The sequence below is a fragment of the Pseudomonas sp. HN11 genome, assembly GCF_021390155.1.
In the GTDB taxonomy this organism is placed as follows: domain Bacteria; phylum Pseudomonadota; class Gammaproteobacteria; order Pseudomonadales; family Pseudomonadaceae; genus Aquipseudomonas.
Genome location: NZ_CP089985.1, coordinates 2777884 through 2795473 on the forward strand (window position 1 = coordinate 2777884; position 17590 = coordinate 2795473).

The following is a 17590-nucleotide window of genomic DNA, read 5'->3' on the forward strand; positions in this document are numbered from 1 at the left end:
CCTGCCTTGTGCAATGCCAACGGCCTAGACTGCGGGCTCTCCTCCCCAGGTCCTCGGCCATGACAAGTGCGTTAACCCTCTCTTCGTTCCTCTACTTCCTGTTGTTTTGCGCCGCCATGACCTTCAGCCCCGGCCCCATGACCCTACTGCTGTTGAGCCTGGGTCTGCGCGATGGCCTGCGCCGTTCGATCCCGGCGCAGATCGGCGCCAGTGTGTCGTACCTGATAGCTATCCTGATCTTTGCCGTGGGCTTTTCCGAGTTGATCAAGGGCTACCCTGTCATCACCCAGGTCATCCAGGTGGTCGGCGTGGCGTACATCCTCCACCTCGCCTACAGACAGTGGACCAGTAGTGGGGTGGTCATTGAACGGATCGGCCATGTGGAAGCGGCGCGTAGCCTGTTCGGCAAGGGCTTGCTTACCGGGTTTTCCAACCCCAAGACCCTGATCATGTTCAGCGCGGTATTCCCCCAGTTCGCCGGGACCGGGCAGAGCAGTTCGGCGGTGGACATTGCCATCCTGGGGCTGACATTCCTGTTGCTGCAATTCGCCAGCGGCTGCCTGTATTGCTACTTCGGCCAGCGCATCAAGTATGTGCTGGAAAACCCGAAGCGCCGGGTGGTGTTGCAGCGGATCACGGCTCTGTTGCTGTTGGGCGTGGCATTGATGCTGGCACGGGGCTTTGCTCACTGAGGGTGTCAGTGCAGTAAAGGAGGGTTGGTTGCTATCGATCTAGTGGGGTAGGGTGTCGCGGCACCTTCCAACAAAAAACAAGGATCGGTTCATGCTCTTCACCTTCCGCCGTACCCTCCTGGCCGCCACGCTGGCCATGTCCTTCGCCGTGCCGGCCGACAGCGCCGAACCTCACAAACAGATCCAGGCACAATCCGAACAGTACAAGGCCGACGCCCTGAAACTGCTGGAACGCCTGGTAAACATCGACTCGGGTTCAGGTTATGAACCGGGCCTGACCCAAGTGCGCGACATTGCCGTGGATGAGTTGAAGCAGTTGGGCTTTTCCATCGAACTGGTGCCGGACAAAGCGGCCAACAACAGTCACGTGGTTGCCACCCTCAAAGGCACCGGCAAGGCCAAGATCCTGCTGATGGCTCACATGGACACGGTGTTCAAGGAAGGCTCGGCCGCCGAGCGCCCGTTCCACATCAAGGACGGCCGCGCCTACGGCCCCGGCGTGATGGATGACAAGGGCGGCATCGTCGCCGGCATCTACGCGCTCAAAGTCCTCAAGGATCAGGGCTTCAAGGACTACGCGCAAATCACCTTCCTGCTCGACGCCAGCGAAGAAACCGGCTCCGACGCCGCCTCCGACCTCATCCGCAAAACCGCCAAGGCCCACGACGTCACCCTTAACCTCGAACCCGGCCGCCCCGCCGACGGCCTGGTGGTGTGGCGCAAAGGCAGCGCCACCGCCGTGGTCGAAGTCAAAGGCAAAGCCGCCCACGCAGGCGTCGCCCCGGAACTGGGTCGCAACGCCGCCATGGAAGCGGCGCACCAGATCCTGCAACTGGGCAAGCTGGGGGATGAAGAGAAGAAAACCACCATCAACTTTACGGTGATCAAGGCGGGGGACCGTACCAACGTTATCCCAGACCAGGCCACCGCCAAGGCCGATGTGCGTGCTGCATTGCCGGAAGAGTTTGATCGCATCGAGAAAGACCTGGCCCGCGTGTCGGCGAACAAGCTGATCCCCGAGACGGAAGTGAAGACCAGCCTGCAACGTGGGTTGCCACCGATGCCGCAAACGCAGGAGTCGGACAAACTGGTCGCAATTGCCCAGGGGATTTATGCGGAGTTGGGTAAGACGCTGACCATTGAAGGCAGCGGCGGGGCGGCGGATGCGAGCCTGTCGGCTGGGGTTGGGACGCCGACGTTGGATGGGTTTGGGATTGTTGGCGGGAATATTCATACGCCGGAGGAGTATGCGGAGGTGGAGAGTGTGGTGCCGCGGGTTTATTTGCTTAGTCGGATGATTATGGAGCTTTCGAAGCGGTGATTTTCTACTGATTGACATCCGTTTGTGGTGAGCAGGGTTGCCCTGCTTTGGGCTGCGTAGCAGACCTAGAACAGTCGACGCCGATTTGCCTGAATCCTCATCGCCTGGATTGGGGCCGCTGCGCGGCCCAGCGCGAGCAAGCTCGCTCACCACAGGGTTTTTTGACTATTGTAGAGGATCTCCATCCGCCCCCACTTTCTAGAGAGCTCGAAGTGAGGGTCAAGGGACTGAGGGCTTTTATTGCTCATTCCTGACTCTGCCGTTTCTCAACATTAAAGCAACATGGGTCAGCCATGTTTTGCCATCATCCCATTCGCTAGGGTAGTAATAGCCGCAGCCGATGCTCGTGAATAAATAGTCTTGAAGCTCTTGTTCTGACTGCTCGATGAGTATCAGTTTTTCGAGCTCTTGTTTGACCTTTTTTAGCATGCCTGCCGATGCTTCTGAAATGAAAAAGTTAATTACATCGTCAGCACTCTCATGGTCATCTACCCAATCCTCGTTGAAATACCCGGCTAAGAACTGTTGTAGTTCGGGATAGTCTTCATTCATAGGTTTGGAAATCCTGTATGTATTCTGTAGCCATTTGGCATTTTTTTATCTCTTCGAATGATAAGGCGAATCTGTGTTCCGGGAGTGGGTGTTTTTGCTCCCCGCTTCCAGCTAGTACCAATCGGTCCTGGAGTTCTTTGATTGATTACAAGTTGATGCTCGGTGCCCTTTAGAAAGTCTTTTATTTTTGATTTGTTGTTGTCGAGCACTTTTGATATCGCGGACTCTGCTGTGGCTCGGTCTGGGAAAGTAGAGGCGGTTGGGACATGTGGTTCGCGCTGCAAGCGTTCCGCAAGTTGCTGATCAGTTCTGCCGATGTGTTTTTCCATTAGATGTCCACCTGCTTTCTCGTGTGCGGCTAATCCTCCTCCTGGAACTATCGCGCTATAGGGGCCTTCAGGGCAGTTCGTTTTTTTACAACTCAGACCCAGCGGGTCCATCCACCCCGTCGGATTGGGCGCGTACTGGTACGCATTGATCCCCCCTGCCAGCTTCACTGGATCGGGAGTCAAATAACGACCAATATCCGGATTGTAGTAGCGATGGCGGTTGTAGTGCAGCCCGCTTTCTTGATCGAAATACTGACCCTGAAAGCGCAGCGGATTGTCGACTTTTCCTATGTCGAGACGGGTGATTTCGCCGTAGGCGCGGTAATGGGCGGACCAGACGATTTCACCATCCGGGGCGGTGAGTTCCTGTGGGGTGCCCAGATGGTCGAGTTGATAGTGGTAGGCCTGGGTTTCCTCTGGGCCGAAGCCTTCCAGCAGGGCCAGTGGGCGGAAGCTGTCCGGTTCGTAGAGATAGCTGCGGTGACGGTCCGCGTGGTGCTCGGCGATGAGTTTGTCGCCGAGCCAGAAAAACTCGGTGGTTACACCGTCGACGGTTTTGCTGATGCGCCGTCCAAATGGGTCGTAGCGGTAACTAGCTTTTTTGCCATTGGGGCGGGTGATGCCGGTCAGACGGTGCTGGCAGTCATAGCGGTATTCAGTAACGAGTTGATGGCCTTTGCCACGCCGTTCGCGGATAAGGTTGCCGAAGGCGTCGTAGTCGTAATGGTGGTCGCCCTGGATCATCAGGCGGTTGCCGGCGACGATGTCGGGGCCGGGGCGGTTTTGCATCAGCAGGTTGCCGGCCGGGTCGTGGGCGAAGCGTTCTTGCTCGCCTTGGGAGTGGTCGGCGCGGGTGAGGCGGTTTAATGGGTCGTAGTGGTAGTGGTGCTCGCCTTTGTGGGTGTCGAGCAGGCGGGTGAGGTTGCCGGATTTGTCGTAGTCGTAGTGGCGGCTGTATAGCGGGCCTTCGGCGTCGTGGATGCTCTGGTCGAACAGGCGTCCCTGGTGGTCGTGTTGGTAGTGGCTTAGTAGTTGGCCTTGTTGGCGTTGCTGTTCGCGACCTGCAGTAAAGAGGTGCGAGGTGAGTAACGCGCCGTTCAGTTCAACCGTGGAAAGGTGGCCGCCTTTGTCGTGATTGAAGGTGAGACGGTTGTTGTCCGGCAGGCGTAGGTTTTGCAGCTGACCGCAGGCGTCGTAGCCATAGCGCAGGGTGCCCCAGCCCTGGTGTTCGTCGGTGAGGCGGTTTTGGCTGTCGTACTCGTAGGCTAAAGACCAGTGGCCGTCCTCGACGCTGAGGAGGTTGCCCTGGCGGTCGTAGGTGTAATCGACGGTGTTGCTGTCGGGCAGGGTTTTTCTGATGAGGCGTCCGGCGTAATCGCGCTCGTAGCGGGTAACCAGCTGACTGTCGTCATCGCCGTGTTCGGTCTTTTCCCGAAGGTTGCCGTTGAGGTCGTAGAGGTAAGCCGTACGCTGGCCGTCAAAACCGATTTCCTGCTGGATCAGGCCGTTGCTGTGGTACTGGAGCCGGTAGGTTTCGCCCACCTCGTTTTCGATTTCGGTCAGCAACAAACGTACGTTGTCGTAGCGGTATTTGACCTGGCTGCCATCAGCATTGATGCGGCGGCTGATCAGGTGCAATCCGTCGGCATATTCGTAGCGGGTGACGTGGCCCAGTTCATCCCGCTCGGAGGTGATTTTTCCGTAAGCGTTGTAGGTATATTTACGCGTGTCGCCGCTCGGCAAGACGATTTGAACTAACCGCCCAACGCCGTTCCACTCAAATTGTGTGAGCGAACCGTGCTCGTCTTCCTGGGTGATTTTTCGCCCGAGGTCGTCATAGCGATAACGCTTGACCCCGCCATTCGGCAACTGCTCCTCAAGCAGCTGCCCACGCTCATTCCAAACCAGCCGATGACAGCTGTGATCCGGGTACCAAATCCCAACCAGCTGCCCATATTGGTTGTAGCTGTAATCGGTAACGTGACCGTCAGGATCGACCTTGCGAATAACATCGCCCTGATCATTGCGCTCATACTTCCAAACCGCTTCCCCACGTCGCACAACCCGTACGAACCCGTTTTCATGCTCGTAGGTCGTCGGCTCATCATCCCCCGGAAACACCGCCACCAAACGCCCGGCTTCGTCGTACTGGTAGGCCGTGATCGCCCCCAGCGGATCCTGCTCAACCGTCAGCCGACCTTTGTCATCGTAGGATTTGAAGTGCTCGGCGCCATCCGGATCCACCCGCTGCACCAGCCGCGCCCGCTGGTCATGCACGTAGACTTCCCGGCTGCCATCGGCGTTAAACACCGTGACCTGGCCGTTGTCATCCCAGGCGTAGCGTGTGTCCATCTGCGAGAAGCTGGCCCAATGCCGGACACACCGCGCCGCCTTGCCAGACTTTTCCCACTCCCAGAAGAAACTAGCCCCACCGGCCAAGCCACGTTCAAGAATGACGTGCTGCTCGTCGTACCGATAAACCTCGCTTTCGCCGACCGCATTGGTCGCAGAGATCAGTCGCCCAAGGTCGTCATAGGCGTAGGAAACAAACGTCTGCTCCGTCACCCAAACAAACGGCCCCTCATCCACGACGCGATGAATCTGATAGTCCACCGCCACGATCCGCCCCGAGGCATAGCGCAAAAACAGCGAGCGCCCGACACCGTTATCCACCCGCTCAATGCGCCCCAGAAAATCCCGGGAAATGCGCAGCCGGTTGTCATACGCATCGCTGATCGCTGTCAGCACACCGTCGCGAAAGTGGTAGAACCGTGACGCCTGAGCCAGCACCAACTCATCAGGCAATGAACCCAGATAGATCGCCGCTTCGGCCAGGCTGTTGGTGATCGCAGGTCGAGCAGCCGTAGGCAAGGGCAGGGTGGTCGAGCGATTCTCATGGTCGGTCCACACCACCGAATCCCCGGAAACACTCAAGCGATGCGCCAGCGAGTGACTCCAGCCAAACCCCAACCCACAATCCACTTCCACCGCACTGGTGCGATACAAGCGGGTCCACTCAAACGGCAAAACTCCGTCCAGCGCGCCATCGGTGAGGGTCAGCAGTTCTTCGCCCGTGACCATCGACACCGGGCAACCGTTAGTGGCTGTCTTGTCCGAAGGCGCCGCCGCATCCCCAGCCGGATTCTTCGCAACGGCCGGCACGTCATCCACAGGCTCTTGCCGCACCAACACCGTCCGTTGCCTGGCCTTGTCCCGAACCACCGGCACCGGGTTGGAAACCAACTGATCGCCAGCCTTCAACGGCACATCCGGAATCACCTTGATCGGTGTCCCCGTGCTCCCCAGCAACAACGGTTTGGCCGCTTCGACATGGGCGTCCAACCGAGGCCCGACCAACTGATCGGCCAGCCTCTCCAGCCATTTGCGCACTCGACCGGATTTGATATGCCCCAACACCTGGGCGCCGAGGCGTACCGTCACACCCATGCCCGCCGTCGCCCAGATCAGCACCAGGCTGATCAGGATCTCGCCGGTGATCTCACCCATCACCTCGTTCATTTCCTGCGGCGGCAACATCCGAATCCAGCTGGCTATCGCCGATACATAAATGAACAACAGCGGCTCATCACTGAGCACCAACAATCCTTTGGCGACGGATTTGTGGCCTAGCTTCAGCAGTTCATCCAGCTCGCTTTGGGACAGGTAGTGCAGGAGCTTTTCACTGTTGGGCTTGATGTCGGCCAGCAGGTCATACAGCTGGGTGAGGTTGTCCCAGAGGTTGTAGAGCGCCTTGCCCATCCCTCGTAGAAACGCCGCCTCCAGCATCCTGCGCTGATCAAGCGGGCTCGCATCGGTGTAGTCTTTCCATAGTGTCTGGAAGGTGCCGGTCCACTCTTTGCGCAAACGGACTTCCAACGCATCAATTACCGTCTGATAAGACGCATACAGCGCCTTGACGTGATCCTTGGAAACATTGGGATAAAAACTGACCCGGTACTGCTGGTTGCGCTCACACTCGTCGATTTTGAGAATGCCGCTCGGGCCGATGGTCTTGTGGATCGGCTCGCCCAATGGGCCGCCGTTGGGGTCGACGCGTTGCAGCATCACCGGCGTGTTGCCGATGGGCACAAATCGCGTGCTCTGGAACATATGCACCAGGGTCAACGTACCGTTGGCCTGGCAGGTAGCGACGGTGCTGCTCGGGTAAAGAGAGCGGTTGATCGGCGCGACCAGCGCCACTTCGTCCCCGACCTTGAAGACCTGCTCGACGTCCAGCGCCGAAAAACTCCAAAAGCTCGACGCCCAGTCGTCAAAGGTATTCAGGCATTCCCGAAAATCGAGAAAGACAGCCTCGACATCGACCGTCTTCACATCCATTGGTGTCAGGGCCAGCCTGCCAATGGCCGGGTTCAAGCAACAGCTCCAACAATCAGAAAATCCATCTGCAATCCCTCGCACTGTGTATTCAGGCGAGGGACTTTGCTGAGGTTTTAAGGGGAGGGGAGTAGAGCTAATCCGGCCGATACGTGGGACGTTTCGACAAACTTTGTCGCCCCCTACATGACTAGCGGCTATTGTCAGAAATTTCCCGCAGGAGTACAAATGTACTCCATGACGACATTAACTCCCCGCCGTACCGCCATCCTGACCTTCATCCGCGACCGCATCGCGCAGCAAGGTCAGCCTCCCAGCCTCGCCGAGATTGCCGAGGCGTTCGGCTTCGCCTCGCGCAGCGTGGCGCGCAAGCATGTGCTGGCGCTGACTGAAGCCGGTTTTATCGAGGTCAACCCGAATCAAGCGCGGGGCATTCGCTTGCTCAACCAACCGGCGCGGCCGGAATGGCTGGATGTGCCGGTTCTGGGCCGTGTCGCCGCAGGTTTGCCCATCGGTGCCGATGCCGAAGTGCACAACCGCCTGCAACTGGACCCATCGACCTTCGCGAAAACCCCGGATTACCTACTGCGCGTTCAGGGTGACTCGATGATCGAGGATGGCATTCTCGACGGCGACCTGGTCGGCGTGCGCCGCAGTGCCGAGGCGCTGAATGGGCAAATTGTAGTGGCACGCCTGGACGGCGAAGTGACCATCAAGCGCTTCGAGCGCCATGGCGACAGCGTGCGCCTGTTGCCGCGCAACCCCGCGTATCAACCCATCGTCGTCGGGTCCGACCAGGACCTGGCGATCGAAGGGGTGTTCTGCGGTCTGGTGAGGCAAGGCTGATGGGCGCCGTGGTTGCACTGGACACTCTGTTCAATGGCGGGCGTGTCTGGAAGGGCCGACCTGCTGCGCCACCAGCCAGTGTGCATCCCACCGGGCTGACGGCGCTGGATGCGGTGCTGCCCACGGGCGGCTGGCCGGAGGCGGCCTTGAGTGAAATCCTCATGGCCAAGGAGGGTGTGGGTGAATTGCAACTGGTGCTGCCGACCCTGGCACGCTTGTCAAAGGCGGGTGAGCGCATTGTGTTGGTGGCGCCGCCCTACACGCCGTACCCCCATGCCTGGCAGAACGCCGGGGTGGACCTGCGTTTGCTTTCGGTGATCCAGGCCGAGGAGCGCGATGCCTTGTGGGCGGTGGAGCAGTGCCTGCGTTCCGGCAGTTGCGGCGCGGTGCTGTGCTGGCCGCGCAAGGCTGATGACCGGGCGCTGCGGCGCCTGCAAGTGGCGGCGGAAACCGGGCAGACCCTGGCGTTTGCCTGGCGTGCCTTGAGTGAGGCGATCAATTCATCACCAGCCGCCTTGCGCCTGGCCGTGGAGGCCAAACCCGCGCAGGTGCGGGTGCTCAAGTGCCGGGGCGGCCTGGCCCATCCGGTGCCGATTGCGCTGGCGGGGCATTGAGGTTGCCATGCGTTGGGTGTGTATTGTCTTCCCGCAATTGGCGCTGGACGGAGTGCAGCGTGCGCTCCCCGAACCGGACCAACCCCTGGTCCTGCTGGCCGGTACGCCGCAGCGGCGTGTGCTGCAAACCGTCAATGACGCCGCCCGCGCCCTGGGCCTGCGTCCCGGCCAATCCCTGACGGCGGCGCATGCCCTGGCCAAGACCTTTGCCAGCGCAGAATATGACCCTGCCGAGATCGAACGCTACCAGCAGTTCCTCGCCGCCTGGGCTTACCAGTTCAGTTCCCAGGTCAGCCTGTATTATCCGCGCGCTTTGTTGTTCGAGATCGAGTCGAGCCTGGGGCTGTTCGGCCCGTGGTCGCGCTTTGAAACGCGCTTGCGCAAGGAGTTGACCGAGCTGGGTTTTCGCCATCGTATCGTCGCGGCACCCAACCCGGCAGCTGCGCGGGTGCTGGCAAATATCTACGATGGCCTGGCGGTGCAGGATGACGGCTTGATGCAGGCCCTGGCGCCGCTGCCCATCGACCGCGCTGGCCTCGATCCGCAGGCCGCCACGGCCTTATCGCGCATGGGCCTGCGCACACTGGCCCAGGTGCAGGCGCTGCCTCGGCATACCTTGGCGCGACGCTTCGAGGCCAGCCTGCTCAAGCACCTGGATGCACTGGCCGGGCAACGGCCGCTGGCCTTGGCGTTCTATCAACCGCCGGACCGGTTCGATGTGCGCATCGAGTTGAATTTCGACGTGCAATCCCATCAGGCGCTACTGTTTCCTCTACGGCGCTTGACCGGCGATCTGTCCGCGTTTCTGTGCGGCCGCGACAGTGGCGTGCAGCGTTTCGACCTGCACCTGGAACACGCTCGGGCGCCCGACAGCGTGATCAAGATCGGCCTGCTCAGCGCCGAGCGTGAACCGGCGATGTTGTTTGAACTGGCCCGTGGCCGCCTGGAGCAAGTCCAAGTCACTTCACCGGTGCGCGGCTTTCGTCTGGTGGCCCAGGACCTGCCGGTGTTTGTGCCTCAGCGCCAGGACCTGTTCGACGACCGCCCGCAGCAAACCTTGCCCTGGGAGCAATTGCGCGAACGCCTGCGTGCCCGCCTGGGCGATGAGGCGGTGCAGGGCCTGCGCTTTCACGCCGACCACCGCCCCGAGTGCGCCTGGCAAGCGGCGGCGGATAAAATCCCGTGCCCGACCCTGAACAAGGTGCGGCGCCCCGGCTGGCTGCTGAGCGAGCCGACCTTGCTGGGCGAGCAGGGCGTGCAAATCCTCATGGGGCCTGAACGCATCGAGTCCGGCTGGTGGGACGGCGCCGATATCCGCCGCGACTACTACCTGATCCAGACCCGCGCCGGCCAGCAAGGCTGGGCTTTTCGCACCGTGGGACAGGATGATGGCCTGTGGCTGCAGGGCTGGTTTGCATGAGCTACGCCGAGCTGCACTGCCTGTCCAACTTCAGCTTCCAGCGCGGTGCCTCCAGTGCGCTGGAATTGTTCGAACGCGCCAAGCGCCAAGGCTACAGCGCCCTGGCGATCACGGACGAATGTACCTTGTCCGGTATCGTGCGTGCCTGGCAGGCGGCGAAGACAGTAGCGTTGCCGCTGATCATCGGCAGCGAGATGCGCATCGAGAACGGTCCGAAACTGGTGCTGCTGGTGGAAGACCTCAGCGGCTACCAGCACCTGTGCCGCTTGATCACCCTGGCCCGGCGGCGTGCCGAAAAAGGCCGCTATCGCCTGCTGCGCGAGGACTTCGATCAACTGCCGCCCGGCCTGCTGGCGCTGTGGGTGGCCGCAGACACCGACACCCAGGCCGATAGTCAATGGCTGCGCCGCACCTTCGGCGAACGCCTGTGGCTGGCGGTACACCTGCATTGCGGCCAGGACGATGCACGCCACTTGGAGCAACGCCTGCAATTGGCCGCCAGCTTGCACATCCCGGTCGTGGCTTGCGGCGATGTGCACATGCATGCGCGCGGTCGACGTGCCCTGCAAGACACCATGACCGCCATCCGTCATCACGTGCCGGTGGCCGAAGCCGGTACGCGGCTGCATCCCAATGGCGAACGGCACCTGCGTTGCCTGGCGGCGTTAAGCAAGCTGTACCCAGCGTCGTTGCTCGACGAAACCCAGGCCATCGCCCGCCGCTGCACCTTTGACCTCAGCCAATTGCGCTATCACTACCCGCGTGAACTGGTGCCCGCCGGTCACAACGCCAACTCCTGGCTGCGCGCCGTGACCGAAGAAGGCATCGCCCGGCGTTGGCCGCAAGGTGTCGATGCCAAGACTCGGCAGCAGATCAATAAAGAAATAGAGCTGATCAGCGAGCTGGGCTACGAGAGTTACTTCCTCACGGTGCACGATATTGTGCAGTTCGCCCGCAGTCGTTCGATCCTGTGCCAGGGGCGCGGCTCGGCGGCCAACTCGGCAGTGTGTTTTGCCTTGGGCATCACCGAGATCGACCCGAGCCTGACCAGCCTGTTGTTCGAACGCTTTTTGTCCCGCGAGCGCAATGAGCCGCCGGACATTGACGTGGACTTCGAGCACGAACGCCGTGAAGAAGTGCTGCAGTACGTGTTCCAGCGCTACGGGCGCGCACGTGCAGCACTGACGGCGGTGGTCAGCAGTTACCACGCCACTGGCGCGGTGCGCGATGTGGCCAAAGCCTTGGGCTTGCCGCCGGACCAGGTCAACGCGCTGGCCGAATGTTGCGGACGCTGGAGTGACGACACGCCGCCTTTGGCGCGCCTGCGTGAAGCGGGTTTTGACCCCGAAAGCCCGATCCTGCGTCGCGTACTCACGCTCACCCAACAACTGATCGGCTTTCCCCGGCACCTGTCCCAGCACCCCGGCGGCTTCGTGATTTCCGAATACCCACTGGACACCCTGGTGCCGGTGGAAAACGCTACCATGGCCGAGCGCACCATTATCCAGTGGGACAAGGACGACCTCGACGCGGTTGGCCTGCTCAAGGTGGATATCCTCGCCCTGGGCATGCTCAGCGCGATCCGCCGTTGTTTCGATTTGCTGCGCCGTCATCGCAACCGGAACATGAGTCTGGCGTCGATACCCAGGGAAGACCCGGCTACCTACGCGATGATCAGCAAGGCCGACACTATCGGCGTGTTTCAGATCGAGTCGCGGGCGCAAATGTCGATGTTGCCCAGGTTGCGCCCGAAAGCGTTCTACGATTTGGTCATTGAGGTCGCGATCGTGCGGCCGGGGCCGATCCAGGGCGGCATGGTGCATCCCTATTTGCGTCGGCGTAACAACGAGGAGGAGACCAGCTATCCCTCGCCGGAGCTGGAAGTGGTGTTGAAACGCACCCTGGGCATCCCGCTGTTCCAGGAGCAAGTGATGCAGATCGCCATGGTCGCCGCCGAGTACAGCCCCGGCGAAGCCGACCAACTGCGCCGCTCCATGGCTGCCTGGAAACGCCATGGCGGTTTGGAGCCGCACCGCGAACGCCTGCGTACCGGCATGTTGAAAAATGGCTACAGCGAGGCATTTGCCGCGCAGATCTTTGAGCAGATCAAAGGCTTCGGCAGCTATGGCTTCCCCGAGTCCCATGCGGCCAGTTTTGCCTTGCTGACCTACGCCAGTTGCTGGCTCAAGTGCCACGAACCGGCGGCGTTTGCCTGTGCGCTGATCAACAGTTGGCCCATGGGCTTCTACAGCCCGGACCAGATCCTGCAGGATGCGCGGCGCCATCGCTTGCAGATCCGGCCGGTGGATGTGCAGGCCAGCGACTGGGATTGCAGTCTGGAGCCGATCGACGGTGCACAGCCGGCGATTCGCATGGGCTTGCGGATGATCTCGGGGTTTCGCGAAGAGGACGCGCGGCGCATCGAAGCGGCGCGTCAACGCCGTGCATTCGACGACATTGCCGACCTGGACGACCGCGCCGGGCTGGATGCACGCGCCCAGGCACTGCTGGCGGATTCCGGTGCCTTGCGCGCCCTGGCCGGCAACCGGCACAAGGCGCGTTGGGAGGTGGCTGGCGTGCACAAGCAACTCGGGCTGTTTGCCGGCCTGCCGAGCCCGGACGAAGCCGCAGTGGAGTTGCCTTCGCCCACGGTGGGAGAGGATTTGCATGCCGACTACGCCACGGTCGGCACCACGCTGGGCCCGCATCCGTTGGCGTTGTTGCGTGCTGAACTGCACAAGCGACGCTGCCGCAGTTCGCAGGAACTGATGGCAGTGGAGCATGGGCGCAATGTCAGCGTGGCTGGGTTGGTCACCGGTCGGCAGCGCCCCGGTACGGCCAGCGGGGTGACTTTTGTCACGCTGGAGGATGAGTTCGGCAATCTCAATGTGGTGGTTTGGCGCGATCTGGCAGAACGCCAGCGCCAGGCTCTGGTCGGCTCGCGGCTGCTGAAAGTGGACGGTCGCTGGGAAGCGGTGGGCGAAGTGCGGCACCTGATCGCCGGGCGCCTCACTGACCTGACGCCATTGCTGGAAGGCATCACTGTGCGCAGCCGGGATTTTCATTAAGGCCTGTGGCTTCTGTCGCCATTACCCCCTAAGTTATACGAGATGAAACCATCCGCCCCTGGCGCGCTCCAAATTTTGCGACTGTCTTTTCTCTGCGCAGAGTTCAACCATGCAGTTTTTATCCAACCCCCACGGCTGTGAAGGCTGGGCCGGTGAAATGGCTCAGCGGATCCGCGACTTTGACTGGGCAACCACTGACTTGGGCCCTATTGACCAATGGTCTACCAGCCTGACCTGCACCGTGCAGATGATGCTGGCGTCACCCGTGCCGATGGTGATGCTGTGGGGGCAATGGGGGTACATGATCTACAACGACAGTTACTCGGTATTCGCCGGTGGGCGCCACCCGTATCTGTTGGGTACTCCGGTGGAACTGGGCTGGCCGGAAGTGGCCGAGTTCAACCGCCATGTGGTCGACACCTGCCTGGCGGGCGGTACGTTGTCGTTTAACAACAAAGACTTGGTGTTGTTGCGTAACGGCAAACCGGAAACCGTGTGGCTGGACTTGTATTACAGCCCGGTCGCCGGCGACAACCAGCAACCGGCCGGGGTGCTGGCGATTGTGGTGGAGACCACCGAACTGGTGAAATCCGAACAAGTGCGCCAGGAACTCACGCATAACCTCGAGCAACGGGTTGTCGCTGAAGTGCAGGCGCGTTCCGCTGCCGAGGACCAGTTGCGCCAGTCACAGAAACTCGAAGCCATCGGCGGCCTGACCGGTGGCGTGGCCCACGACTTCAATAACCTGCTGCAGGTGATCGCCGGCAACCTGCATCTGTTGGCCCGTCACGAGCCGAACAACGCGCAGGTACAGCGCCGCGTTGCGGCCGCCATCGCGGCGGTTGAGCGCGGGGCCAAGCTGTCATCGCAATTATTGGCGTTTGCCCGTCGCCAACCGTTGTCACCGGCAGTGTACAACCCGCAACGTATCTACGCGGGCCTTGGCGAGTTGCTGCAGCGTGCGCTGGGGGAAACCATTCATATCGATGTGCAGTTGCCCCAGGACTCGTGGTTTATCAACGTCGACCGCAACCAACTGGAAAATGCGCTGCTCAACCTGGCGATCAATGCCCGGGACGCCATGAAGGGCGAGGGCGTGATTCGTATCACCGGCGAGAACATTATTCTCAACCCGGCCGATTGCGCGGGTAAAAGCATCAAGCCCGGCGAGTATGTGCGCCTGGCCGTCATCGACACGGGGGTCGGCATGTCCGAGGCGACCCTCAAGCGTGCCTTTGAACCCTTTTTCACCACCAAGCGCGAAGGTCACGGCACCGGCTTGGGCCTGAGTATGGTCTTCGGCTTCGTTCGCCAGAGCGGCGGGCATGTGGAAATGTGGAGCGAGGAGGGCAAGGGGTCGGTGGTACAGATGTACTTCCCCCACAGCCTGGAGCCGGAAAGCCTCGATGTGCATATCGACCAGGTGCCGCAAAGTGGTGGTCAGGAAACCATTCTGGTGGTCGAGGACAATGAAGGCGTGCGCCTGACCGTGGTCGAGTTGCTCGAGCAGTCCGGCTACACAGTGCTCACGGCCGATGATGGCGACCAGGCCATGCTCAAGCTGCAGGCCGGATTACAGCCGGAGCTGATCTTCACCGATGTGGTGATGCCTGGCCGCGTCAAAAGCACCGACTTGGCCGACTGGGCCCGTGCGCAGCATCCTCCCGTGCCGGTGCTGTTCACCTCCGGCCACACCCGCGACATCCTCTCCAGCAACCACTTGCTGAGTGCCGACATTCATCTGCTGAGCAAACCCTACAGCCCCGAAGCCTTGACGCAACGGGTGCGCAGCGTGCTCACCGCCCGACAAGGTTGTCCATGACTTCACCGCGCAACATTCCCCCGATCACTGCCCAGCCATCCGGTTTCGTCCGCGTGCGCGGCGCCCGCGAACACAACCTGCGTAACGTCGATGTGGATATTCCCCGGGATGCCCTGGTGGTATTTACCGGCGTGTCGGGTTCCGGCAAGTCGTCCCTGGCGTTTTCCACGGTATATGCCGAGGCGCAACGGCGTTATTTCGAGTCGGTGGCGCCGTATGCGCGGCGGCTGATCGACCAAGTGGGCGTGCCGGACGTGGACAGCATCGAAGGCCTGCCGCCCGCCGTGGCCCTGCAACAGCAGCGCGGTACGCCGAGTGCGCGCTCGTCGGTGGGCAGCGTGACGACGTTGTCGAGCCTGATCCGCATGCTGTATTCCCGAGCCGGCAGTTATCCGCCGGGGCAGGCGATGCTGTATGCCGAGGACTTCTCACCGAACCTGCCTCAAGGTGCCTGCCCGCAATGCCATGGCCTGGGCCGTGTGTATGAAGTGACCGAGGCGCTGATGGTGCCGGACCCTTCGTTGAGCATCCGCCAACGCGCGGTGGCGTCCTGGCCATTGGCGTGGCAAGGCCAGAACCAGCGCGACATCCTGGTGACCCTGGGCTACGACGTGGATATCCCCTGGCGCGACCTGCCGAAAAAGCAGCGCGACTGGATCCTGTTCACCGAAGAAACTCCCACCGCACCGGTCTATGCCGGCTTTACGCCAGAACAGACCCGTGATGCGCTCAAACGCAAGCTGGAACCGAGTTACCAGGGCACGTTCGTTGGCGCCCGGCGCTATATCCTGCATACCTTCGCCCACACTCAGAGCGCGCTGATGAAGAAGCGCGTCTCGCAATTCATGCAAGGCAGCGCCTGTCCGTTGTGCGAGGGCAAGCGGCTGACCAAGGCCGCGCTGTCGGTGAAGTTTGCCGGGGTGGACATTGGTGAGTTGTCGCAACTGTCGTTGGCGCAATTGGCCGAGTTGCTGCGGCCGGTGGCGGCGGGGCAAGACAAGATGAAACTGTCGGTGGAAAAACGCCTGGCGGCGCAGCGTATTGCGCAGGACTTGCTGGAGCGGGTCAGTACCTTGATCGAATTGGGTCTGGGCTATCTGTCCCTGGAGCGCAGTACGCCGACTTTGTCGTCCGGGGAGTTGCAGCGTCTGCGCCTGGCCACCCAATTGGGCTCGCAGTTGTTTGGCGTGATCTACGTACTGGATGAGCCTTCCGCGGGCTTGCATCCGGCGGATGGCGAGGCACTGTTCACCGCGCTGGACCGTTTGAAGGCGGCGGGCAATTCGTTGTTTGTGGTGGAACATGATTTGGAAACCATGCGCCGCGCCGATTGGCTGATCGATGTCGGCCCGGCGGCCGGTGAGCATGGCGGGCAAGTGCTGTACAGCGGGCCGCCGGCGGGGCTGGCAGAGGTGGAGGTGTCGCAGACCCGCGGGTATCTGTTCGCCGAGAAACGTGTGCAGGATCACCTGCGCCGCGAGCCGAACGGTTGGCTGAAGCTGGAAGGCGTGACGCGCAATAATCTCAAGGGCTTGAACGTTGATTTCCCGCTGGGCTGCTTCACGGCGGTGACCGGGATTTCCGGCTCGGGCAAGTCCAGCCTGGTCAGCCAGGCACTGCTGGAGCTGGTGGGTAGCGGCCTTGGCCGTGTGGTGGAAAATGACGAAGAGCCGAGCCTGGAAGACGACGCGCCGCAGACCAGCGATGGGCGGATCAGTGGCGGGCTGGAGCACATCCGCCGGCTGGTGCAAGTGGACCAGAAACCCATCGGCCGCACGCCGCGCTCCAACCTGGCAACCTATACCGGCCTGTTCGACAACGTGCGCAAACTGTTCGCGGCCACGCCGGCGGCAAAGAAGCGTCACTACGATGCCGGGCAGTTCTCGTTCAACGTCGCCAAAGGGCGTTGCCCGAATTGCGAAGGGGAAGGCTTTGTCAGTGTCGAGTTGCTGTTCATGCCCAGTGTGTACGCGCCGTGCCCGACCTGTCATGGGGCGCGCTACAACCCCGAGACCCTGGCGGTCAAATGGCAAGGGTTGACCATCGCTCAAGTGCTGGGGCTGACGGTCGAGCAGGCGGTCGAGGTGTTTGCCGAACAACCGAGCGTATTGCGCTCGTTGCAGGTGCTGCGGGATATCGGCCTGGGCTACCTGCGCCTGGGCCAGCCGGCCACCGAACTGTCGGGGGGTGAAGCGCAGCGGATCAAACTGGCGACCGAGCTGCAACGCAGTGCGCGAGGCGCGACCTTGTACGTATTGGATGAGCCGACCACCGGCCTGCATCCACGGGATGTGGATCGCTTGCTAAGCCAGTTGAACCACTTGGTGGATGCGGGGCATACAGTGGTTGTAGTGGAACATGAGATGCGCGTGGTGGCGCAGAGTGATTGGGTGATCGATATCGGGCCGGGAGCGGGGGACTTGGGCGGTAAGGTGGTTGCCAGCGGCACACCGCAGAAGGTTGCCAAAAGCAAGGCCAGCCGCACCGCGCCATTTCTGGCCCGAGAGCTGACCTAACCGGCAACATCGATCGGATGTGGGAGCGGGCTTGCTCGCGAATGCGGTGGATCAGTCGACATGTATGCTGCCTGA

The 17590-nt window shown here is 61.3% G+C and carries 10 protein-coding genes; 8 read left to right on the forward strand and 2 right to left on the reverse strand.

All coding sequences use genetic code 11. The annotated features are described in order from the left end of the window. Nucleotides 1–59: 59 nt before the first annotated feature. The gene (locus LVW35_RS12630; RefSeq protein ID WP_233895884.1) at nucleotides 60–692 is read left to right on the forward strand and encodes a LysE family translocator; all 633 of its coding nucleotides are present in this window, start codon (nucleotides 60–62) and stop codon (nucleotides 690–692) included. A 91-nt stretch (nucleotides 693–783) separates the two neighbouring features. After that, entirely contained in the window at nucleotides 784–2013 is a 1230-nt protein-coding gene (locus LVW35_RS12635) for a M20/M25/M40 family metallo-hydrolase (protein ID WP_233895885.1), read from the forward strand. A gap of 237 nt (nucleotides 2014–2250) precedes the next feature. On the opposite strand, the gene LVW35_RS12640 is transcribed toward LVW35_RS12635, so the two are convergent. Together LVW35_RS12640 and LVW35_RS12645 are read right to left on the reverse strand one after the other, a co-directional pair. Then, a complete protein-coding gene (locus LVW35_RS12640; protein WP_233895886.1) occupies nucleotides 2251–2565 on the reverse strand; it encodes a contact-dependent growth inhibition system immunity protein in 315 nt (104 codons plus the stop codon). Next, the gene (locus LVW35_RS12645; protein ID WP_233896460.1) at nucleotides 2562–7232 is read right to left on the reverse strand and encodes an RNase A-like domain-containing protein; all 4671 of its coding nucleotides are present in this window, start codon (nucleotides 7230–7232) and stop codon (nucleotides 2562–2564) included. Before LVW35_RS12645 ends, LVW35_RS12640 begins: the two co-directional genes overlap by 4 nt. 225 nt (nucleotides 7233–7457) lie before the next feature. On the opposite strand from LVW35_RS12645, the gene lexA reads away from it, so the two are divergent. The 6 genes from lexA (at nucleotide 7458) to uvrA (ending at nucleotide 17515) form a co-directional block, all read left to right on the forward strand. Continuing rightward, nucleotides 7458–8075, forward strand: coding sequence for a transcriptional repressor LexA (gene lexA, locus LVW35_RS12650; RefSeq protein ID WP_233895893.1), 618 nt, complete (start codon nucleotides 7458–7460; stop codon nucleotides 8073–8075). Further along, on the forward strand, nucleotides 8075–8689 hold the full coding sequence (gene imuA, locus LVW35_RS12655) for a translesion DNA synthesis-associated protein ImuA (RefSeq protein WP_233895901.1): 615 nt from the start codon (nucleotides 8075–8077) through the stop codon (nucleotides 8687–8689). The genes lexA and imuA overlap by 1 nt, the downstream gene beginning before the upstream one ends. A gap of 7 nt (nucleotides 8690–8696) precedes the next feature. Continuing rightward, nucleotides 8697–10109 carry a Y-family DNA polymerase gene (locus LVW35_RS12660; protein ID WP_233895903.1) on the forward strand — a complete coding sequence of 471 codons (1413 nt, stop codon included), beginning with the start codon at nucleotides 8697–8699 and terminating at the stop codon, nucleotides 10107–10109. Next, entirely contained in the window at nucleotides 10085–13177 is a 3093-nt protein-coding gene (locus LVW35_RS12665; RefSeq protein ID WP_233895905.1) for an error-prone DNA polymerase, read from the forward strand. Before LVW35_RS12660 ends, LVW35_RS12665 begins: the two co-directional genes overlap by 25 nt. Nucleotides 13178–13286: 109 nt before the next feature. Continuing rightward, entirely contained in the window at nucleotides 13287–14999 is a 1713-nt protein-coding gene (locus tag LVW35_RS12670; protein WP_233895907.1) for an ATP-binding protein, read from the forward strand. Then, entirely contained in the window at nucleotides 14996–17515 is a 2520-nt protein-coding gene (uvrA, locus tag LVW35_RS12675) for an excinuclease ABC subunit UvrA (RefSeq protein WP_233895909.1), read from the forward strand. Before LVW35_RS12670 ends, uvrA begins: the two co-directional genes overlap by 4 nt. The last annotated feature ends 75 nt before the right edge of the window (nucleotides 17516–17590 follow it).